Genomic DNA, 21,634 nt, shown 5'->3' on the forward strand with positions numbered 1-21,634 from the left:
CTGAAATGGGGCGAAAGTCTGTGGACTCTGTGTAAGACAGTACATGGTTTTTTAACTGTGGTATGCGACGGTGGTGGAAGCAGAAACTTAAATCGTGAGGTTTAGGAATCGCCGCACTTTTAGGGCGGCGAGGATGTCAAATTCAATAGGATAAGGATCAGCCGTAATTGTCCAGCCGTCTTTAATTAAGGCATTTTTAACGGCTTCGTGATAGAGGTCTTTTGCTGGCATTTGCCTCCTTCTATTTTGATCACTGGATTTATTATAAGCGATCGCCCTCCTCTTCTCACAGTAAAATAGCGATCGCCTCTTCCAAATTTTTATTAAAAACGCGATCGCCTATCGGTAGATGTCCTTTCGATGTCCAATATCTAAAATAATCACCTTTTTTGCGGAATCATCTATCGCGTAAATAACGCGATAAACTCCAATCCGAATCCGCCAGCCTTCTCGTCCTGTCAGTTTGAGACACCCTGCTGGTCTTGGATTGTCAGCTAATGCTCTAATCCCGTCTCGAACTTTCTGATAACTATCTTGGGGAAGATTAGCTAGAGCCTTAGAAGCTTGTTTTTTAATCGCAATAGTGTAATTCATTGACGACTATTTTCAATTTCGGCGATCGCCTCTTTAAAAGGAATTTCTTCCTCTTCCGAAATAGCTAAATCATAGGCTCTAATAGCATTCAATTCTTCAGAATCTTCTAGGAGTTTTCGATATTCCTCTATATCTAAAAGAATACCGATTTGATTACCCTGTTCATCAGTAATATACTTTTGCTTTAATGGCATTGATAATTACCTTGTTTGTTAATTTTATCCCCTATTATAGCTCAAATTTCTCCTTCATCCTCAACTCAACAGCGATCGCCACTCTCGCCTTTACAGAAAAACAGCGATCGCCCTTCTCAAACTTAAAAAACAGCGATCGCTCCAATTAAAGTTAAGATGAGAAACTATACCTCAACTTATCGGCTCTTCTAGGTTCTGTGTGACAAGTTTAATTGACATAGGATCGATCGATCTTTGTGTCCTTTGTGTCTTTGTGGTTCGTTCCACCCCCTCGCTCTTGAGAAATGTATCTTAGAATACATTTTACCCACCAAAGCTGGGAGAGCCCCTTATCCTAAGAATTAAAGATTAAAAAGTATTTCCTATTCTACAAACTAATGGTATTAATTTAGCTAGAGTTGAGGGTTTGACTTTAGAAAATTGGAATGCTATAATAATGCCTAAATACCAATATTCGGAATAAGTAATTATGCCATCTTTAGACTTCTTAATTAAAGAATTGAATAATAATGGTAGCGAAGTAATAGATATAATTAAAATTTATTCCCCAAACACCATTAAGCAAAAAGTTATCGGAAATCCGACAGAGGGCAATTTCGGCTGGATTGCAACTGCTCAATGAAGACGAAATAGAACAAGAACTTGCTGCACGTCGAGGAGGATGCAGTGAGTCATGAAATTGCTGGCACTTACGGTTTAGCGGCGATGGATGCACTTCATGTTGCTGCTGCGCTGGAAATTCAAGCTGATGAACTAATCACCACCGAAAAGCAAACCAAACCAAACCAATGCACCGAGTCAGGGAAATTCAGATTGTTTCAATCTAATGTGACCGCTGAAGGGGTGACAACGAGTTGCTTGTCATACTAAATCCAGTTATTAAAAACTGATTATGTATTCCCCCTTTTGCATGAGCAGCAAAAATAAATTCAGAACGATTTTGCGCCGTTTCAGCGATCACTAAAATTGTTAAGAATTGTACAACCCTCTTGTTATAAGGCTTTTTATGTCATGAAACCTTAAAATGAGAATTGCTGTTTTCTGTGCGTTACTCAGTCTCAACTTAGTTGGGGTTTAACAACCTTTCTAGATTTTGTTCACAGTTCTCTTTATGGGAGAGAATATTTAATTTTTCAGAAAGATGTAAGGCTTGTTGCCAGTGATTAATAGCTGATTTAAGATCATGGGTTTTTTCTTCAAATTCTGCCAAAATAATTAAAGTCTCTAGTTCTATATATCTTTCTCCAATATCGAGGGCAATATCTAAAGCTTGATTAAGATATTGATAGGCTAGATCATCCTTTCGAGTGATACTATAAATTTCTCCTAATCCAGCGCAAGCATGGGCAACACTCGCCACAATGGTAAACAGTTTACATCATTATCATCTACATCGGTGCGGCTACTGTCGTCGGATGGAGTTGATGTCAATCACTTATTTAGCGGTCAAATACCAGAGCGTCACTATGAGCAACTTTCTTGTTGGCTTAATTTAAAACCAAACGAGGAAAAGGACTTAACGGCACAAACATTTGCAACGCTAAAGACCACAAATTACACCCAAAAAGATCCCCTATTCACTTTAAGGACTGTCCGAAGAATGTTACAGGATAACGGTCTTCTCTTTGTCTATGATATATCCCAAACCCCTGATATTGAGCAATATGTGAAGATTCTGTTTTCTTGTGCTGGATTTATTGTATTAAATAACATTGGCAACTGCTGGATTCTTTGCAAAAGAGCCTTACTTTCTTTTGATGTGCCAAAGGTCAAAGGCTATCTGGTCAAGGAAGCGGAAACACCAGCAGAAATTGAATCCTATTTCTTATTTCTCAAGAATCGCTATCCTGAGTCACAAAATTATTGCAAAGAAATCGACGATTTATTTACTCACCAATCGGTTATTTTTCTAGCCTATCCTGAACAGAATCCCTCTCAGGTAATCGGTGTTGCACGCTATACCTATTCTCTGCCTGAATATGGCTACTATTTGCCTTGTCAACTGGCAACACTTTGTGAAGGAAACCACACAGGAAAGCATTTGATGTTACCCAAAAATGTAACAAGCATCGGAGAAAGTCTCTCTCTCTATGATGAAAAGGGAACTGGCAAAAAAGGAACAAGTTATCTTGTTTATCAGCAATTGATTCGAGCTATCTTGACTTACAAACATGATATTGCTCACACTGAAATTTCCTACACGACTTATCCAAAAGGGGACGAAACCATTGAAGCACTCTATAAAGAACGTTTTGGATTTAAGCACACTCTACACGATAATGAAAAAGTTTGCTTAAAATATGGAACATTTGCCGGTCAATGGTATCTCATTGAACTGGAGCAGTGGATGATTAAGCATCAGTACCACAACGCTGACCAGATTTTTCATAAACATAAGGAAGCGTTTGCGGTGTGAAGTCTAGCTCAATAGTTTGCCGATAAATACTAGATTTTGGGAACTTAAGGTAAATTATCCTGAAAATTGGCTATATCCTTAAGTGTCCCGAAGTCAATCTCAGCTTTAGATGTCATATTCCTTACTCTATAAGGGTTTGAGGCTATTTTAAAATTGATACCAGTTTGGGTAGATTCCCAAATTATTCTCAAGCTATACTGGCATACCAGATGCGGCCTGTTCAGCCGAAACTTAGAAATAAGTGGATGATTGGCTTTTGTCGAATAACCGATAGGTTAGAATTCGCACTTTACCTGAATAAATTGTATGGTTTTGGTGTATTATGTATCAACAACAAGTTCAACTTTTGGGAAATCCTTTAACGCTTAAAGTCAGCAATCCAGATGTTAATCAGTCCTGTAATATTATTGGAATTGATAACAATGGAGAAGGGAAATCTTTATACGTCTATAATGTCGTAGCGGATGCGTTAGAATCTAATAAACGCAATATTGAAGACTTAATCAAGGAATATGAAAGACAGACAAATATTGCTTTTAAAGTTTTGATTGCGCTATCCGATGGCGTTATTTGGGTACTAACCACTGTTATGAGTATCTTTACCTCTATCTTCGGAGGAGTTGGTGGTGCTGGAATTTATGGCATTATGTTTGTCTTAATTATCCTTGCTTTGTTGGCGATAGCATGGATTTATGCCTTAATGGTAATTCTACCTCTTATGGCAATTTCTTATGGTACTAGACTGTGGTTAGAACAAGTTTCTAAAAAAGCCATAGAACAATTAAGCAGAGACGCAAGAGAGGTGGCGCGTAAATCTTTAAAAGGAACTCAAGATTCCTTACAATTACCTGAAAATAATTCGTAATCTACCTCAAAAATTATCTTTTTTCTAAGCCAATAAGAGGGTTTAATGAACAGTTTCTGGCAAGACTTTTTTACCTTTCGGAAAATGGTTAGCATTACCATTATCAAGTTTCTCTATATCTTAGGCTTGTTTATGATTACCCTAGTAGGTTTAAGTGGACTATTTGTGGAACCTTTAGCAGGAATCGCTACTTTAATTATTGGTAATTTATTCTGGCGAATTTTCTGTGAATCATTGATTCTAGTTTTTAGTATTCACCAAGAATTAGTCAAGCTTAACAGTAAGTAATGTTTTCAGCAATTGACCATCTTGCGAATTGAAAATCATGAAAAAAATTAACTTCATCTTATCTATTTTTATCCTGAGTCAGCTAGGGTTTAGCTTACCACTTAAAGCTCAATCTCGCTGTCAAGCAACCATTAATTCTATTGTCAATGAAATAGAATCTAAAGGAGTTAGAAGGGTGATAGTAGAAAAAGGGACTGTAACCAATCAGGGGAATCCCACTAATAGAAAAGATGAATTAATTCTGTTATTAAGTTCTTACTTAGATAATACTGGTACCTCTGGTGATCAAAGAAGTGGTTGGATTGTTTCAAACATTATGGCTTCCCGTGTTTTAATGAAAAGTTATGCCGATAGAATAGTTTCTAATTGTCAAGATATTGCTGCTGTAAAATTTATTGCCCATGGCTCAGATTACATTCAAGAATTTGCTATTCAATCTGATGGAAAACCTCGCCTACGAGATTGCATTGATTCTGATACTAGATTAACTCCTAATTGGAATGAAATGTATTGTTATTAAGCTTCTAAAAGTCTTAATTAACCTCAAATATTTCTTTCATTAATTTAGCAAAAAATATGAAAATTACTCATTTATTTTTTATCACCTGTCTTGTCAGTTTAACCAGCTTAGTCTTACCAGTAAACGCTCAAACATGGCGTCGTCATCAAGAAAATAACTATCGTAATGTGGTAGCTATTGTTAAACCTCATCGGAGTGGATATTGTAGCAATCATTTTATTCGACAAGATGGCAGGGTTTATGACGCAAGAAAGGGGACTCGTGGAAGTTATTTAATTGTTGATCAAGTCGTCTCATTGACAGGTGTTATTAACACCAATAATAGAGGTGATAAAATTTGGCAAGTTTTCTATCAACCCTCACGCACAACCATGTGGTTACATGACTGTGATTTATCTATTCCTCAACTCGTTGATTAATTAACAATAACCTAGAGGTTTAAACATGAAAATAATTCAAAATTCGATTGCTCGTATGATTGCTAATAGAGAGAAAATTTGGCAACAATATGATCGGGCTGATTCTAATCGAAAAGACCTAAGTAAACGCTTTGCTAAATATTATAGTAATACAAGTAAAGTTACGACTATTTCCCCCTTAACTTCTCAACAATTAGCCCCAGCTGAAATTGAAGCTTGTCTGGATAAATTAGAAGAAACAGACCGTAAAATTAACCAAGAAAAGTCTAACATAGAATCTCATAAAAATGAGATAGAGTCTTTAAAAATGAAGGCTCGTAACCTAATCATTGGGCTAAGTGTAGGAGGCGCTTTCTTGTTGTTTACTTTATTTGTTTTTATTAAAGGTAACTCCTCTGATGACTCTAATTCTTCTCAACTGTATCAGTTAAATACTCAAAAAAATGTTTTAAAATTATCTAAACAAGGAGAATAATGCTTATGTTTTGGCAACAACAAATTGAAGGGTTAAACCAAAAAATTGAACAAAGTAGTCAACGCATAACCGACTATTTAGGGTTTTGTGCTTCTTTGTTCAATCATGGTAAATTAAACGGCGAACAATTACCTAATTATTTTGGAAAATTTCTCCAAGATAGCTATCTATCGACTCAATCCTATTTAGAACAGCAACCATTAGAAATAATAGGAAGTTGGCAAGATTATCGTTGGGAGAATTGGAACATTAACGATAATTTATTATCCTCATTAGAGCATACAGAATTAATTCGTATTGGTCAATTAGTTGAACAAAGATCGAGTAATAACACTTTTTGTGTTCCCGAATTTGCTCCCTTTATTGGTGGGAATAAAACTATTATTATTCGCTGTAGCAATAATACCCGTAATACGGGACTAGAATTACTGCAATCTCTTGTGATTCGTGCCGCTATTTTACTTCCTTATCAAATACGTTATACCTTCTGTGATCCCGTTAATAATGGGGGTGCATTTTTAATGCGTCGTTCCCTTCCTGAGGCTTTGATTAGAGAAAATAGTGGCGAAGTTTATCGAGATTTATTAGAAGTCACTCAAGATATTCGTCGCGTCAAAGAAACCTATTTAGATCCTCAGTCTCCTGCCTTGCATTTACTCCCCCCAGATATTCGAGTCAATGAAAGATTTGAGGGGATTTTTGTCGCAGATTTTCCTAAAAGATATGACCGTAGAGATATTGAAGAATTACAAAAAATTGGTAATAGTGGACCAGAAGCTGGAAGATATGTGTTTATTCACTATAATCAAGATATTGATCTCCCTAGAGATATTAATATGAGTGGGTTTGAAAATGCCTTTTATATTGATCTCAGTAAACAGTCAAAGACAGCAACATCTTGTCAACTTCAATTTAAAGAGGATAGTATTCCCGACGCGGATTTACAAAAACAATTACTTGATAAAGTTAAACAAGCTAAACCCCCCGAACGAAAATTAGATTGGGATGATATAGTAGGAATTGATCCGCAAAATTGGTGGAATTATAGCAGTGAAGAATGGATAACCACACCTATCGGTGGAAGAGGAAGTTCTGATCAATTAAATATTTGGTTTGGTAAAGATAGCGAAGGTCATCAATGCGCTCATGGTATGCTAGGAGCAATGACTGGATCAGGAAAATCTACCCTGTATCATGGGCTTATTTTAGGCTTGGCAACTCGTTATAGTCCCTCAGAATTAAGATTTTATCTCATTGATGGCAAATATGGCGTAGAATTAGCCCCCTATCGCAATTTGCCCCATACCGAAGTAGTTTCCTTACATTCCTCCCCTGAATTATCGCGTAGTGTTTTAACTGAATTAATCGCCGAAAAAGAACGACGTAACGCCTTATTTAAAAGATTAGGGGTGTCAGAATTGGCAGGTTATCGCCGCCTAGGACAACCAGAGGGCAAAATGCCCCGTATTCTTCTAATTATTGATGAATATCAGGAGTTATTTTTTAACGACAAAGAGGATACTGCTTCCAGTCAACTACTGATTTTAGCCCAACAGGGGCGAAGTGCGGGTATTCATATGTTACTCGCTTCCCAAAGGTTTGGGGCTGAAGGAATGCGGAATCAAACGGGAATTTTGGGTAATATTCACCTGAGAATGGGAATGCAGATGTCAAAAACAGAAATTCAAGCCCTGACAGAATTTGGAAAACGAGGAAAACAATTATTAATGACCTGTGATTTGCCGGGGAAAATTGTTATTAATGACCGTAGTGGCGATGATAACTCTAATTATTTTGGGAAAGTGGCATTTATCGAAAAATCTCGCCGAGATATGATCATTAACGCTTTATCTCAAAAAGCTCATCAACTCTCCCCAGAAGATTACACGGAAACAGTGGTCTTTGATGGAGATTCTCAGCCTAATTTAGCAGATAATCCTCAATTACGCCATATTTTAGATTACGGTAAATGGTTAACCTCAGAAGATTGGGAAAAAATCGCCCGTTTACCTTTCTACAAAGGAGGATTAGGCATTTCTGACTGGTTTAGTGCAGAATACCCGGTCTTAACATGGCTAGGACAAGAATTTAGTGTAAGGCAACAGGCAAGGCTGATATTACGCCGTCGTCCAAGTGAAAACGTTCTAGTTATCGGTGGAGACTATAATACAGCCCGTTATGGAATTCTATCGGCTATTTTGACCAGTCTTGCTATTAATGGCAATCTTCAACAAACTCGTTTTGTTGTGGTAGATCGCAGTGTATCCGGTACACAATGGCATTTAGCATTGGAAGAAGTATGTCAGATTATTCTAAAACCTTTGGGCTTTACGACGGCATTTAACCGCGAAAATAGAATTATTACGGCAATTTTGAACAATTTAATTGTTCAACTTGACGAAAGAAACCAACTCAGTGAAGCAGACTTGATGACTCAACCTTCTATTTTCGTCATCATGACGGAATTAGATAGAGTAGATGACTTAAGACGGAGCAATGAGCAGTCTTATAGCCCAGAAAGTCACTTAACTACTCAAATTAAGCGATTATTGAAGGAAGGACCGAGTAAAGGTATTCATCTCATCCTCAGTTTTTCAGGGATCAAAGCTTTCTCTAATGTCCTTGATATTCGGCGAAATTTAGCTTATTTTCGCCATAGAGTCGCTTTACAGATGTCAGAAGATGATTCTTTCACCTTTGTTAGTGATCGCCAAGCCTCACGTTTACAAGCAGATGGAGATGTTCCAATTAAAGCCCTTTATCGGGATACGGATAGCGATCGCACTACTCTTTTTAAACCTTATAGTACGGAATCTACCCCCGAATTTAAGCAACAAATAGAGAAAATTGCTAATAGTTTGATCAAAAGAGCTTAAAGCTTAATTTAACCATGGATGACTCATTTTTACAACTCAAACACTTTCAACAGACCCTCGAACAATTCCATGATCGCGTTCAATCGGCGTGGCGAGAAGTGGAAACCACCTATGAGGATCTTTCTCCCCATTGGCAAGACCAAAAACGACAAAAACATGACGAAATGTGGCTTGATTTGCAAGAAAAGACTAATAATTATTATAGTCGCCAAATTCCCACCTATAATGATTTTTTAAACCATAAGTTACAAGTATTAGAGAGGTATTTAAACGGTGGATAATTCCCGAAAAACAGCCCTTTTAGCCTATCAAACTGCACTCAATCAATATTATTTGATTTTAAGCGAAGAATTGGAATTTCTCGATACGGCATGGCGATCGCTTGATGAAGTTTTTCAAGGATCAGCCGCCGAAGAATTTACAGGTTTTTGGACAAGAACCTTGGCAGAAATGGAAGATTCAAGGCTAGAAGTTCAGAAAATCCTCAATTTTATCCAAGAAATCCCCGATAAATCTTAATCATTATGACTATTCAAGATCCCCGTATTCTCATTAACCTTCTCAATGACTTAATTGAAGAACTTAGATACTGGAAAATAACCGCCCGTGATACCCTGGATCAAATGTCATGGCATCAAAGGCAAAGTGAAGAAAAAGTCAGTCAAGCTCTGTATCATGCTTCAATTATTCAAGATCAGGCTAAAAATGATCAAAAATTAGTTGATCAGGCTAATGATGAAGTTGCTCAATTGTTATCTAATTGTCATCAAGTCTTAGAAAAAGCTCAACAAAATTTGGCAGCAGCTCAAAATACCCAAAATCAGGCGCAATCAACCTTAAATCATTGGCAAACTCAGCTAAGTCTTGCGTTAGCTTGGTTAGAAAGGGCAGAAGACCGATTACAACGTGCCATAAACGAAAGACAGCAAGCAGAATTTACTTTACGCAGTGCAGAATCTGAATTACAAAGCGCACAATCCGCCCTCACCAGTTGCCAAAATTCAGGCTATACTGACAAGGATGGACGATATCATGCGCCCAATTGTTCTGGTCAGCAAGCTAAGGTTAGTCAAGCCCAAAATGCGGTTCAAGCTGCAATCCAACGCTTAAATAAAGCCATTGAAGAAGAAAAAGCAGCAAGAGAAGAAGTCGCACGAGCGCAAGCTAGGGTTAATTGTTGTCGAAATGCTATCGGATATGCTCAAACAGCCGTCTATCAGGCGAATATTACTTTAAATTATGCCCATAATGCCCTGAGTTTTGCCGAACGTAGTTTAGAAAACGCAGATGCAGCTAGACGGGAAGTTGATAGAGCGCAATTAGAGGCAAGCAATGAGCAGGAAATGGCAGATTTAATGTCTTTAGCCGTAAATAATGCCCGCAATTTCACCGAAGAAGCCCGAAATGATTTCAAAGGAGCGGAAAAGCAAGGAAACTCCGCTCAATGTTTAGAAATTGGGGTAACAAGAGAAATAGAATATCGAGTAGAAAGTCTGATTGAATTCAACCGTCCTTTTCAATTTTAGTGATTTTTGGAGGATAAAAAATGATGGAAGATATTGTTTGGAAGATGCAGCAGCGATCTCGCACTCTGCAAGACTATCGTAAAGATATTCGAGGCCTATGGCAAGATGAGGCTGCCAAAACTCTTAACCGTCGTTATCTTGACCCCCATGAAGATGACGATCAGAAAATGATAGAATTTTTGCAGAAACAGGTACAAGGCTTAGAAAAAACTAATGAGGAGTTGGTTAAAGCCAAAGATTATGCTTTAGAGGCTGAACGCTATTCCCAACAAGTTGAACATTTCTTAGAACGAGAAAAACAGGAAGTTAAACAAGCTTATTATTCTTATGATCGATCTATCGAATATTACGGCTTAACTCAAGCAGAATTACCTAATATTCACAGATTAATTCAACAAGCTAATCGCAGTTGTAACTAAAAAAGATATTTATATTACGAAATTTTATTAAAAATAAATGTTTGATAAATATCTATCTTAGACAGAAAAAAAGATGAATAACTAAGAGAATAAAAACAATGTTAAGTTACCAGAATATCAAAACTATTTTTTCCCAGAAATCATTTTTAGCGATTGCAGCTGAAACCTATGAAAGCTATAAAACAGAAACAGGTGGCATTTTTTTAGGAATTAGAAACCCTAATAAATGGTATATTTTAGAAACCTTAGATTCGGGTCTAAATCCTATCTTTCGCCCCGGCTATTTTGAGTATGATAATGCTTATATCAACCACCTGTCTAACAAAATTGCCAGATTTTATCGAGAACCCATAGAAGTTCTTGGACTATGGCATAGACATCCGGGCAGTTTTGATTACTTTTCCTTAACTGATGATACAATTAATAAAAAATATGCTTCTCAACATTCTGAGGGAGCTATTTCAGCCTTAGTTAATTTTGACCCATTTTTTCGATTGACTATGTATCACGTTTCCCTCCCTTCTCAATCTGATTCACGACCCGAATATACTAAGCTTTCTATAGAAATTGGAGATCAATTAATTCCCAAAAATTTGCTAACTATTAAATCTTTATCTGATTATTTGTCAATAGTTAATGATTAATTTTATTCAATCTAGTTACACAAGTATTAACTTTTTTCATACTTAACTTAATTGACGGTGAATAGATGATCAAGCTATAATCCTTAAAAGTGAAATTTCAGACTATGCCCAATCTCAATACCAGTGCTAACGTCAAAAAAAGAATTCTGATCTTCTTAGAAAGACTATTAACTCATGTTAATAAGGAATCACGAGATCATCAGTATTGGTCGAATCACCTATCTTTCAGGTGGCTTGCAGAAGGTGCATCACATCCTAAGCTAATTGTCTATACAACTTTAAAAATATTAACAGATTTTTGTCATGGAATTACTAAGCAAAAGTTAGGGGCTGCCATTACTGTTGAACAGATGAGAAATGACCTTAAGGTTTTACAAGAATGGGAAATACTAACAGATAATAGATACAAACAAGCTAAAGGCGCAGCAAATTTGCACTTTACCCTAAATCTTTGGCATTCATCAACAGAAGAAAATTTGAAAAAATTTGAGGAAGAATGGGATAAGCGTAAATCTCCCAATCCTCAAAATTCATCAGTTAAAACAGAAATAAATTATGATAATTTCGGATTAATTCCTGATATTTCTCAGATTTATGGGAGAGAAAAAGAACTAGAATTATTAAAACAAAAGTTTTTTCAAAATAGTCCCCCGTGTAAAATTATCGGAATTTTCGGAATAGCAGGAATCGGAAAAACATCTCTTGTCTGTAAACTGATTGAGCAAATTCAAGAGGAATTTCCCCGTGTTATCTATTGGTCTTTTTTGAATCCCCCTTTACCCCTAGAATTTCTGGAAAATATAAGTAATATTATTTCACAGAATATTAGTTTTAAGACAGAAGATAAATTTAAAATAAAACTGATAAAATTTATCAAGATACTAGCCAAATATCGTTGTTTATTATTTTTAGATAATATTGATGCGATTATTGAGCATGAAAACTATCGAGAATATAGTGAAATTTTACAAGCAATTGGTCAGTCAAAGCACAACAGCTGTTTAATTATAACCAGTCGAAAAATTCCTCAAAAACTTGAATCGTTAGTGGGAAATAAAACTTCAACTTATTTCCGAGATTTACAAGGACTTGACTATCAAACTGGACGGCAAATTTTGAGAGATATTGACACCTTTCATGGTTCAGAGGATGAATGGCAATTTTTAATTCAACAAGTCTGTCACGGCAATCCTTTATTCATCAAATCTATCGCTCATCATATTCAACGAGTTCATCATAATAATCTCTCGGATTTTCTTTTAAAAGGTAATCTTCTGATAGAAAAAATCGAGTCTATTTTAAATTCTTACTTTCAGCAACTATCTGATTTAGAAAAAGCGATTATTTTTGAGTTAGCGATTAATCGAAATCCAGTTTCTTGGTCGGAACTAGAACATAATATTATCATTGAACCTGACGGTAAAAGTATCCAAGAAGGAATTAGATCATTATCTAGCAAAATTCTGTTAGATAAAAAAGATGACTACTTTACCATACATCCTCTACTGATTGAATATTTCACTCAAAAAATTATTACCATAGCAACAGAAGAAATCAAAACTCAAAAATTCCAATTATTAAGAAGTAACTCCTTGACTAAAACTACTGTTCCTGATTATCTAAGAAAGATTCAAATTAATGTTATTTTACACCCAATAATTAAGAACTTAATCCATAATTTTCAAGAAAATAATCTAGAAAGAAAACTAATCGATTGTTTAAAGACATTAAAAAATGAACCTTCTGGACAAATTGGGGGCATTGCTGGCAATATTATTAACTTACTTAATATACTGAAAAATGGTCACTTAATCGGCTACGATTTTTCCCATATCCCTATTCGACAAGTCGATTTTTCAAACATTAGACTCAACCAAGTAGATTTTTCCTATTCGCAGTTTTTTGACTGTATTTTCCCTCAAACTTGTGGCAGTATTTTATCAATTTCTTGCAGTCAGTTTAATCGCTCTTTTCCAAGAGAAGAGCTTTTAGCAACTGGTGACAGTCATGGGATGATTTACCTCTGGAAAGTCAAACAAGACGGAAAATTAGAATTAAGCAAAAGTTTTCCTGCTCACGGAAGCTGGGTGTGGTCAGTAGCCTTAAATTCCGAGGGACAGTTACTAGCAAGTGGGGGACAAGATGGAATTGTTAAAATTTGGTCTATTACAACAGATCTATCTATAAATTGTCATTCTTTGCCCCACCCTTCTCAAAAACATTATGCTCCTATTAGAGCCGTTACTTTTAGTGCTGATAGTAAGTTTTTAGCCACAGGAAGTGAGGACAAAACTATTAAAATATGGTCAGTTGAAACAGGAGAATGTCTCCACACCCTTGAAGGACATCAAGAACGAGTAGGTGGTGTTACCTTTAGTCCAAATGGTCAACTTTTAGCCAGTGGCAGCGCTGATAAAACCATCAAAATATGGTCAGTTGACACAGGAAAATGTCTCCATACTCTTACAGGACACCAAGATTGGGTTTGGCAAGTTGCCTTTAGTTCCGATGGTCAACTTCTAGCCAGTGGAAGTGGGGATAAAACCATTAAAATATGGTCTATTATAGAAGGAGAATATCAAAATATTGATACTTTAGAAGGACATGAAAGCTGGATTTGGTCAATTGCTTTTAGTCCGGACGGTCAATATATAGCCAGTGGGAGTGAAGATTTTACACTGCGATTATGGTCAGTAAAAACCAGAGAATGTCTTCAATGTTTTAGGGGATATGGCAATCGATTATCATCAATTACTTTCAGCACCGATAGTCAATATATTTTGAGTGGTTCTATAGATCGTTCGCTCCGATTATGGTCTATCAAAAACCATAAATGTCTTCAACAGATTAATGGTCATACTGACTGGATCTGTTCAGTAGCTTTTAGTCCCGATGGAAAAACATTGATAAGTGGAAGTGGAGATCAAACGATTAGATTATGGTCAGGGGAAAGTGGCAAAGTAATTAAAATTTTACAAGAAAAAGATTATTGGGTTTTATTGCATCAAGTCGCAGTTAGTGCGAATGGTCAACTGATTGCTAGTACCAGTCACGATAACATCATTAAACTTTGGGATATTAGGACAGATGAAAAATACACTTTTGCTCCAGAACATCAAGAGCGCGTATGGTCGATCGCTTTTAGTCCTAATAGTCAAATGCTGGCAAGTGGTAGTGGAGATAATTCTGTTAAGCTTTGGTCAGTTCCGAGAGGATTTTGTCTTAAAACTTTTGAGGAACATCAGGCCTGGGTATTATCAGTAACTTTTAGTCCTGACGGAAAATTAATAGCAACTGGTAGTGAAGATCGAACTATTAAACTCTGGTCTATTGAAGATAATATGACTCAATCTTTGCGGACTTTTAAAGGTCATCAAGGAAGAATTTGGTCTGTTGTCTTTAGTCCTGACGGTCAGCGATTAGCCAGTTCAAGTGATGATCAAACGGTCAAAGTTTGGCAAGTCAAAGATGGTAGATTAATTAATAGTTTTGAAGGTCATAAGTCTTGGGTATGGTCAGTAGCTTTTAGTCCCGATGGGAAGTTACTAGCAAGTGGGGGGGATGACGCAACAATCCGAATTTGGGATGTTGAAACAGGTCAACTTCATCAACTCCTGTGTGAACATACTAAAAGTGTCAGGTCAGTCTGTTTTAGTCCCAACGGTAACACATTGGCCAGCGCAGGTGAAGACGAGACGATTAAACTTTGGAACCTAAAAACAGGAGAGTGTCAGAACACTTTACGCTCTCCCAGACTTTATGAACAAACAAATATTAAGGGAGTAGAAGGGTTGAATTATGAAACGAGCAACACCATGAAAATTTTAGGAGCTTTTCTGTCACGTTGAAGAGAGGATAGAAGTTAGTCAAGGGAGTCTCATTGAGAGGTAATCCCGATCTGAAAATCCCTAAAACCCCACACCCCACTTCATAATTCATCATTCATAATTCATCATTCATCATTCATAATTCCCATGTAGTCTTAACGGGTTACTCCATCCACCACCGGACGGACATCGCTGCCCTCAAAATAGCCGGGGTTGCCTGTCCAGTTGAAATCCGACACGCGGATGTTGAGTATTCCCAACTGCAGCACTGGGTTATAGCGCAAAATTAAACTATAGGTGCGACGACTCCATTCGAGAAAATATTCTGTACTGATTTCCTTAGCTTGATCGATACTATAAATGCTCTGGAAACCCACGCGAATCGGACCATATACCTGTTGAGTTATACCATAGGACATGGTTTGTTGATCAACAAAGCGATCAAAGAAAAAGGGTGATTGTCCGTTAACTAAACCCTGACTAAAACTGAGATTAAATCCAGTATAGTCGAACAAATTGCGGGAAAAACGCCCAAACTGTCCTAATAATCCCACAGTTCCCGTGACGGAATTTTGCGTCTCTCCATTAGTGTAATAACTGGTGACACCGGTGACACCAGTGACAATAGCAATATAGGGTTGAACGGGAAGAGGAGAAAATCTTAAACCTTGGTCGGGAGTCGGTGGTAAAGTAAGGGCAGACCAGAGTAAAAAACTGCGATTGAGGGAGACAGCACCCTGAAAACGGCTTAAATTAGTAACATTATCCGTTGCATTGGCCGCTAGGAGATCACTGCGATCGGTGGGTGCGTTAACATTCTGAACAGAAGCTTGATAACTGAGTCTAATATCCGTATTCGGGACGACAATCACCGGTGAGGTCAAAATTGCCCCAAAACTGCTATTAACCGTCTGAAACCCTAAAGAACCGTTAAAGAGACGCTCGCGATAATTGTACTCCACATTGAGCAGATAGGGATCCTGCAACTGTCCGATCGTCTGTTGAAAGCGAATTTTAGAACGAACAATATTTTCGATCTGTTCCAAATCTAAATTAGAAAAAGAAGCTGTCGCTTGCAAAAACGAGCGCTCACCAAAATTAGTGGCAAAATTGCCCAACAAACCGAAAGCTTTCGGACTAAGGGCCGAAACTTCGCCACCTCCGGGGTTAGCTGAGGGAAAAGCATCGGGATTAAGGACTTTTTGAATTAAATATTGCGGTGTCAACTCAAAAAGAGTCTTCGGTGTCTCCACTAAAGTTAGGGGACTTTCTACGAAAAATCCGCCCCGATCCTCCCCATCATAGCCTGGGGCAATTAAAAAAGGACGACGACGACGGCGATCGAACGTAAGACTATTAATAAAAGTGGGTGCCACTACCCGTTGATCGAAAACCAACTGGGAATTACTCATCCGTAACTCATCGGTAAAGGGGCCGGTACTGCGAAAAGTGGCGGAATTAGCTCGAACTTCCAATTCAGGGGGGGAAAAAGGGTCATTCGTCAGACGCACATTAGTGGCATTCCACACCTTACCATCAAAATTCAAGCGTTCGGCCTGAAAACGGACACGATTAATCGTTCCCCCCGATGGACTACTAATATTCTGTCGATCGCGTCGACTGGGATCCTGTCCCCCGACGACAAATTGAAAACCCTCTCCCGTGGTGATTCTCTGCAAGGGTTGATTTAATGCCAAACGATCGGTTAGGGTTCCAAAAGAACCACCGGCCCCCACATCCGTGGGCAGCGTTTGTCCTAAATCCCTAGCGGTGCTGGGTTGAAAAATCTCCCCATTAGCATTAAATACCACACCGCTATCCTGGACGAAATAATACTCAAAGCGATCGCCGCGCAGGATTTGATCTCCCCGGGTTAGGATCACCTGGCCCTCCGCTACCGCTAACTTTTCGGGAAGATTAATCTGTAAGCGATCAGCTGTTAGTACACTTTGGGCAAAACGCAGGGTAACATTACCTCTAGCGGTGATAATCTGCCGATTTTGGTCAAATTCCTGCTCATCGGCCACCAATTCTAGGGGCTTTTCCCCTTCTGGATTAACTGCAGCGGTCTGAGCTAGGCTGTTATTGAGGGAAATCCAGTATTCTTGGCTGGTTTTTTCGCCTTTTTTCCGCACTAATAGCCGAGTCGAGCCATTTTTCTGGTTAAGAGCTTTTTGATTTAATCCTGAAACTATCTCGGTTTCGGGATGAATGGTGACACCAACGGCTGCGGGGGGTGGAGAATTCTGGACAGAAAGGGGTTTTCCTAAAGCTGCCGCATCACCCCCACTGCTAGGTAAAGGTTCTAAGGGAATACCCTGATCGGGAACCAAGGGTTTTACCTCGACGGTTTCCGGGGGTGGAGTGACGGTGAGGGGAATAGAAACGCTCTCTTCTGAAGGCTTTTTTGCCTCTAGAGGTGCTGGGGTGACAGGGAGGGGAACTACAGACGTGGGAATATTTTCAGCAACTTGGCGCTCCTCCGTTTCCGGTTCGGCTACAGTATTAATCAGGGCAGGTGGTTCAACAGCTAAGAAAAAAAAAGACATGACTGCACGAGTCGGCGATCGAAATAGAGGACGAGCGAACCTCAATGATACTACCACGATCATTATTTCTAGGGAGACAGGGAAAGTCCGATAACTTGTTCCCTGTGTCTCTACCCTAGAACCAGTTTGATAATTGTCTTCTACTCAAAGTCTTTGCGTCCGGGGTTACGGGTAGGATCGCCAGAAAGGAAGCCAAAGATAAAAAGTAAGACAAAGAAGGAAACAACGATATAAACGGCGATTTTTAGGGTTAACATTACTAAGACGTTCTCCTTAGACTAGATTAATGCAATAACAGGGTTGGCATACCTTGACCTACTTTACCCTATTTGAGTGATCCCTGAACAGAGAAAAGTGATCAGTCTTCAGTTATCAGCCTACTGTTTACTGTTTACTGATCACTTAAAATACAACTAAATAGCCTATTTTTAGCCAATTTATGAATAATCTCGGTAAATTATATGTGGTGGGAACGCCGATCGGCAATTTAGACGATCTGACTTTCCGATCCCTGGCAACTCTCAAAAAAGTCGCTCTAATTGCCGCCGAAGATACCAGACACACCGGCAAATTATTACAGCATTTTGATATTTCAACCCCTCAAATTAGTTACCATGAACATAATCGCCTTTCCCGTCTCGATGAGTTATTAAATATTCTCAGCCAAGGTCAGGATATCGCTTTGGTTACTGATGCGGGAATGCCGGGGATTTCTGACCCGGGTTATGAGTTAATTAAAGCTTGTATAGAAGCTCAGATCGAAGTGGTTCCCATCCCCGGAGTAACGGCGGTAATTACTGCTTTAGCGGTGTCGGGATTACCCACGGAAAGATTCTGTTTTGAAGGATTTCTTCCGGGTAAGGCAAAGCTGAAACAAGAGCGCTTAGAGGGTTTAAAAACCGAGACGAGAACGATGGTTTTTTATGAAGCACCTCACAAACTTATTAAGACTTTGGAGGATTTAGGCGAAACTTTTGGACCCACGAGAAAGATAGTTTTAGGTCGGGAATTAACTAAGCTTTACGAAGAAATTTGGCGAGGAACTATCGACGAGGCGATTAATTTATATCGGGAGAATAAAACTCCTAAAGGAGAATTTACGCTCGTAGTTATGGGCAACGATCAGGCCGATAATATCCAATTATCCGACGAGGAATTAAAACGGGAATTACAACAAATTATAGAACGGGGAGTTAGTCGATCGCAAGCCAGCAGACAATTAGCACAGGTTACTAATTTATCCCGCAGTCGTTTATACAAATTAGCCCTAGAAATTTGATGATTATCAATTTTTATTCCCACCGCTAATCCTCGATTATTTAGCCGATTGAAGTAACAAAATTCCCCCGGCAGTTAATCCTAAAATGTTGGGCAACCAAGCGGCCATCAAGGGGGTTAAAACTCCGCCAATGCCTAAGGAACTGGTGACAAAAGATAGGAGATAATAGGAGAAAATTAGGACAATACAAATACCGAAACTGGTGGCTTTATTAGAATTTTGGGGACGCAATCCCAAGGCTGCCCCAATCATGCCAAAAACTAAACAAACAAAGGGTAAAGATATTTTCTGCTCGATTTGAACCTGTAGTTTTCTAATTTTGGTAGGATTGCCACTTAATTGCAGTATTTCTAGGTATTCCCGCGCTTGTCTTAGGGTCATTTCTGAACCATCTCGGCCTCGAAAAGCTAAATCTAAAGGGGTACGCGGTAGGGCTAATTGTTGATGTTGAAAGCGGACAATATTACGATAGGAACCATTAGGATCAATTAGATAAATTGTGCCGTTATAAAAATCCCAGATATTTTTTTCAATATTCCAAGAAGCTGTTTCTGAGGTAATAATTTGATTAACTTCTGGTTGGGTGCGATCGAGAATGGTTAAACCTAACATTTCTTGACCGTTAAATCTTTCAGCATAAAATAACCTTCTTAATACTGTTTGCGATTCCCCTCCATCCGGTGGCCGCACTTTGCCGTATTCAGGATAAATAATATTATCTTCAATAAAAGATTTGCGATTTGGTCGCAGAGCTTTGGTCATGGTAGCATTAGCTTCATAACTAGCAGCTGGAGCCACATAATCATTAAAAATGTAGGTTAATCCCGTCACTATTAAACTTAGCACAATGGCGGGAATTATTAGGCGATAAACACTAATTCCAATACTTTTAAAAGCAATCAATTCGCTATCACTGGCTAAACGACTGTAGGCCATTAAAGCTGCTAAAAGTATCGACATGGGAAAGGCTAAAACAATAAACTCTGGCATTTTTAATAAGAGAATTTTTAGGGCCAAAGTAAAAGGTAAACCCGACTCAGTAATCCGTCTCACTAAATCAAATAAAGTCCCGATCGCCACTCCCAAAGAAGTGAATAAACCCATACCAAATAGAAAGGGTAATAATAACTCGACAAAAATATAGCGGTCTAAGATGGTAAATCCGGGTATTCTACTTAAATTTCCTTGCCAATTGCTAACTTTCATGATATAATGCAGCGATTTTTTTATTAATAACAATTATCTTAAGAAATTATCACCCAAATAATACTGACGCACCAGAGGATTATTATACAGTTCTTCACCACTTCCCGCCGCTAAAATCTGCCCTTCGCGCATAATATAAGCCCGATTAGTAATAGCCAAAGTTTCTCGCACATTGTGATCAGTAATTAAAATTCCCATCTGACGATCCCTTAAACCAGCAATCATCGCTTGAATCTCAGATACAGCGATTGGATCCACCCCAGCGAAAGGTTCATCTAATAACAAAAATCTTGGTCCGTTGACTCCCACCGCTAAAGCGCGAGCTAATTCCGTCCTTCTTCTTTCTCCTCCAGAAACGTAAGCTCCTTTAGTGCCAACAATCTTATCGAGGCGAAATTCTTTTAATAAATTATAGAGACGATTTGCCCGTTGGGAAAAGGGAACTCCCGACTGTTCTAGGGCTAACTGAATATTTTCTGATACAGTTAAATAACGAAAAATACTGGCCTGCTGCGTCAGATAGCCAATACCCAGACGCGCCCTTTGATTAAGGGGTAATTTGGTAATTTCTTTTTGATCGAGCCAAACGCGCCCTTGATTCGGTTTAATTAATCCCGTGGCGATATAAAAAGTTGTGGTTTTCCCCGCGCCATTTGGTCCTAATAACCCGACAATTTCCCCCGGGGCAACGGTAATACTCACTCGGTTAACCACGAGTCTTTTACCGTAGGATTTATGGATATTTTCTAATACTAAAGTCATCTTTATCCGGTGTTGGGGTGTGGGGTGTGGGGTGTGGGGAGAATACTGCCTTTTGCCTTTTGCCTTTTGCCTTTTGTCTCCTGATTCCTGTCTCCTGACTATCACTGCGGGTTAATAATTGGGGCAGCGGGGAGGGAAGGGGAAGGTATGGGTGCGGGTGTCGGGGAAGCAGCTGGTTGGGGGGAAGTTTCGTTATCTTTGACTAAATAAATTGACTCCACCTGCTGACTGGTTTGGGGAGTAGCGATAAATCTACCCTCATCGACTAGATAAGTCATCGTTTCAGCGCGGATACTGTTGCCTTCTTGCAAAACATAAACATTACCCGTCATCACTAAACGACGTTCGCGGCTAAAATACTGAGCTTGGGCAGAAGTGGCCTGCATTTTACGGGCAGGATAGAACACTTGTACGTTACCTCTCGCAGTAATTACGCCCGTTTTTGAGTTTGCCTCTTGAATATCCGATCGCACTGTCATGGCATTACCGGGTACAATATTCTGCTGTGCCTTGACTAGGGGAGAATTGCCCAATCCCACCATTAAGCTGGTAGAAACGAGGGCAACTAGCCATCCCCTGATTTTTGCGGATCTTGCTCTCATAGAAATGTCACCTATAAGTAAATGGTTTCAATTAAATTGAAGATAAATCGCCCCTTGATCCCCCCTTAATCCCCCCTTGATAAGGGGGGTGCTGATCCCCCCTTAATCCCCCCTTGATAAGGGGGGTGCTGATCCCCCCTTAATCCCCCCTTGATAAGGGGGGTGCTGATCCC

22 protein-coding genes and 3 pseudogenes are annotated in these 21,634 nt (G+C 38.7%); 16 read left to right on the forward strand and 9 right to left on the reverse strand.

Going from position 1 to position 21,634, the window contains the following annotated elements; all coding sequences use genetic code 11:
- Positions 1 to 135: 135 nt before the first annotated feature.
- The 3 genes and pseudogenes from IM507_RS19685 to IM507_RS19695 form a co-directional block, all read right to left on the reverse strand.
- Positions 136 to 231, reverse strand: a pseudogene (locus IM507_RS19685) (element excision factor XisH family protein); the annotation flags it as partial.
- 108 nt (positions 232 to 339) lie between these two features.
- On the reverse strand, positions 340 to 594 hold the full coding sequence (locus tag IM507_RS19690) for a type II toxin-antitoxin system RelE family toxin (RefSeq protein ID WP_002760111.1): 255 nt from the start codon (positions 592 to 594) through the stop codon (positions 340 to 342).
- Positions 591 to 788: a hypothetical protein gene (locus IM507_RS19695; protein ID WP_069475652.1), complete on the reverse strand. Its 198-nt coding sequence runs from the start codon at positions 786 to 788 to the stop codon at positions 591 to 593. The genes IM507_RS19690 and IM507_RS19695 overlap by 4 nt, the downstream gene beginning before the upstream one ends.
- 469 nt (positions 789 to 1,257) lie before the next feature.
- Here IM507_RS19695 and IM507_RS19700 point away from each other — a divergent pair, with 469 nt between their 5' ends.
- Positions 1,258 to 1,410, forward strand: coding sequence for a hypothetical protein (locus IM507_RS19700; RefSeq protein WP_176721700.1), 153 nt, complete (start codon positions 1,258 to 1,260; stop codon positions 1,408 to 1,410).
- Positions 1,411 to 1,430: 20 nt separating this feature from the next.
- Positions 1,431 to 1,615 (forward strand): annotated as a pseudogene (locus IM507_RS19705) (hypothetical protein).
- A 236-nt stretch (positions 1,616 to 1,851) separates the two neighbouring features.
- Here IM507_RS19705 and IM507_RS19710 read toward each other — a convergent pair.
- A pseudogene (locus tag IM507_RS19710) lies at positions 1,852 to 2,148 on the reverse strand (tetratricopeptide repeat protein); the annotation flags it as partial.
- Between IM507_RS19710 and IM507_RS19715 the strand changes: the two are divergent.
- The 13 genes from IM507_RS19715 (at position 2,131) to IM507_RS19775 (ending at position 15,084) form a co-directional block, all read left to right on the forward strand.
- The gene (locus IM507_RS19715) at positions 2,131 to 3,204 is read left to right on the forward strand and encodes a hypothetical protein (protein WP_069475654.1); all 1,074 of its coding nucleotides are present in this window, start codon (positions 2,131 to 2,133) and stop codon (positions 3,202 to 3,204) included. The pseudogene IM507_RS19710 and the gene IM507_RS19715 sit on opposite strands and share 18 nt — an antisense overlap.
- Positions 3,205 to 3,526: 322 nt before the next feature.
- Positions 3,527 to 4,069, forward strand: coding sequence for a hypothetical protein (locus IM507_RS19720; RefSeq protein WP_069475655.1), 543 nt, complete (start codon positions 3,527 to 3,529; stop codon positions 4,067 to 4,069).
- A 45-nt stretch (positions 4,070 to 4,114) separates the two neighbouring features.
- Complete coding sequence (locus IM507_RS19725; RefSeq protein WP_287637576.1) at positions 4,115 to 4,357, forward strand: DUF4282 domain-containing protein; 243 nt, start codon at positions 4,115 to 4,117, stop codon at positions 4,355 to 4,357.
- 37 nt (positions 4,358 to 4,394) lie between these two features.
- Complete coding sequence (locus IM507_RS19730; protein WP_287637577.1) at positions 4,395 to 4,877, forward strand: hypothetical protein; 483 nt, start codon at positions 4,395 to 4,397, stop codon at positions 4,875 to 4,877.
- Between the two features lie 56 nt (positions 4,878 to 4,933).
- Positions 4,934 to 5,296 carry a hypothetical protein gene (locus IM507_RS19735; protein ID WP_002779156.1) on the forward strand — a complete coding sequence of 121 codons (363 nt, stop codon included), beginning with the start codon at positions 4,934 to 4,936 and terminating at the stop codon, positions 5,294 to 5,296.
- Positions 5,297 to 5,321: 25 nt separating this feature from the next.
- Positions 5,322 to 5,771 (forward strand): hypothetical protein, encoded by a 450-nt coding sequence (locus IM507_RS19740; protein WP_287637578.1) that lies wholly within the window; start codon positions 5,322 to 5,324, stop codon positions 5,769 to 5,771.
- 5 nt (positions 5,772 to 5,776) lie between these two features.
- Positions 5,777 to 8,647: an FtsK/SpoIIIE domain-containing protein gene (locus IM507_RS19745; protein WP_287637579.1), complete on the forward strand. Its 2,871-nt coding sequence runs from the start codon at positions 5,777 to 5,779 to the stop codon at positions 8,645 to 8,647.
- Between the two features lie 14 nt (positions 8,648 to 8,661).
- Positions 8,662 to 8,928 (forward strand): hypothetical protein, encoded by a 267-nt coding sequence (locus IM507_RS19750; RefSeq protein ID WP_002741504.1) that lies wholly within the window; start codon positions 8,662 to 8,664, stop codon positions 8,926 to 8,928.
- Positions 8,921 to 9,166: a hypothetical protein gene (locus IM507_RS19755; RefSeq protein ID WP_002741506.1), complete on the forward strand. Its 246-nt coding sequence runs from the start codon at positions 8,921 to 8,923 to the stop codon at positions 9,164 to 9,166. Before IM507_RS19750 ends, IM507_RS19755 begins: the two co-directional genes overlap by 8 nt.
- A 5-nt stretch (positions 9,167 to 9,171) precedes the next feature.
- Entirely contained in the window at positions 9,172 to 10,173 is a 1,002-nt protein-coding gene (locus IM507_RS19760; protein WP_069475658.1) for a coiled-coil domain-containing protein, read from the forward strand.
- Positions 10,174 to 10,196: 23 nt separating this feature from the next.
- Positions 10,197 to 10,592: a hypothetical protein gene (locus IM507_RS19765; RefSeq protein WP_016516321.1), complete on the forward strand. Its 396-nt coding sequence runs from the start codon at positions 10,197 to 10,199 to the stop codon at positions 10,590 to 10,592.
- A 98-nt stretch (positions 10,593 to 10,690) separates the two neighbouring features.
- Positions 10,691 to 11,236: a Mov34/MPN/PAD-1 family protein gene (locus tag IM507_RS19770; RefSeq protein WP_002734089.1), complete on the forward strand. Its 546-nt coding sequence runs from the start codon at positions 10,691 to 10,693 to the stop codon at positions 11,234 to 11,236.
- A 104-nt stretch (positions 11,237 to 11,340) separates the two neighbouring features.
- Positions 11,341 to 15,084 carry a WD40 repeat domain-containing protein gene (locus IM507_RS19775; RefSeq protein WP_287637580.1) on the forward strand — a complete coding sequence of 1,248 codons (3,744 nt, stop codon included), beginning with the start codon at positions 11,341 to 11,343 and terminating at the stop codon, positions 15,082 to 15,084.
- 134 nt (positions 15,085 to 15,218) lie between these two features.
- Here the strand turns inward: IM507_RS19775 and IM507_RS19780 are convergent, their stop codons facing one another.
- Positions 15,219 to 17,612, reverse strand: a complete 2,394-nt coding sequence (locus IM507_RS19780) for a DUF3769 domain-containing protein (RefSeq protein ID WP_069475659.1) — start codon at positions 17,610 to 17,612, stop codon at positions 15,219 to 15,221.
- A 140-nt stretch (positions 17,613 to 17,752) separates the two neighbouring features.
- Entirely contained in the window at positions 17,753 to 17,869 is a 117-nt protein-coding gene (locus IM507_RS19785; RefSeq protein WP_002732356.1) for a photosystem II reaction center protein I, read from the reverse strand.
- Between the two features lie 182 nt (positions 17,870 to 18,051).
- Between IM507_RS19785 and rsmI the strand changes: the two genes are divergently transcribed.
- Entirely contained in the window at positions 18,052 to 18,891 is an 840-nt protein-coding gene (gene rsmI / locus IM507_RS19790) for a 16S rRNA (cytidine(1402)-2'-O)-methyltransferase (RefSeq protein WP_123230810.1), read from the forward strand.
- 36 nt (positions 18,892 to 18,927) lie between these two features.
- Here rsmI and IM507_RS19795 read toward each other — a convergent pair whose 3' ends face one another.
- From IM507_RS19795 to IM507_RS19805, 3 genes are all read right to left on the reverse strand, one after another.
- On the reverse strand, positions 18,928 to 20,097 hold the full coding sequence (locus tag IM507_RS19795; RefSeq protein ID WP_002731894.1) for an LptF/LptG family permease: 1,170 nt from the start codon (positions 20,095 to 20,097) through the stop codon (positions 18,928 to 18,930).
- Between the two features lie 33 nt (positions 20,098 to 20,130).
- Positions 20,131 to 20,859, reverse strand: coding sequence for an LPS export ABC transporter ATP-binding protein (lptB, locus tag IM507_RS19800; protein ID WP_002734513.1), 729 nt, complete (start codon positions 20,857 to 20,859; stop codon positions 20,131 to 20,133).
- Between the two features lie 101 nt (positions 20,860 to 20,960).
- Complete coding sequence (locus IM507_RS19805; RefSeq protein ID WP_002732682.1) at positions 20,961 to 21,461, reverse strand: LptA/OstA family protein; 501 nt, start codon at positions 21,459 to 21,461, stop codon at positions 20,961 to 20,963.
- Positions 21,462 to 21,634 lie beyond the last annotated feature (173 nt).

Source organism: Microcystis sp. M20BS1 (genome assembly GCF_020245305.1).
Taxonomy (GTDB): Bacteria; Cyanobacteriota; Cyanobacteriia; order Cyanobacteriales; family Microcystaceae; genus Microcystis; species Microcystis ichthyoblabe_A.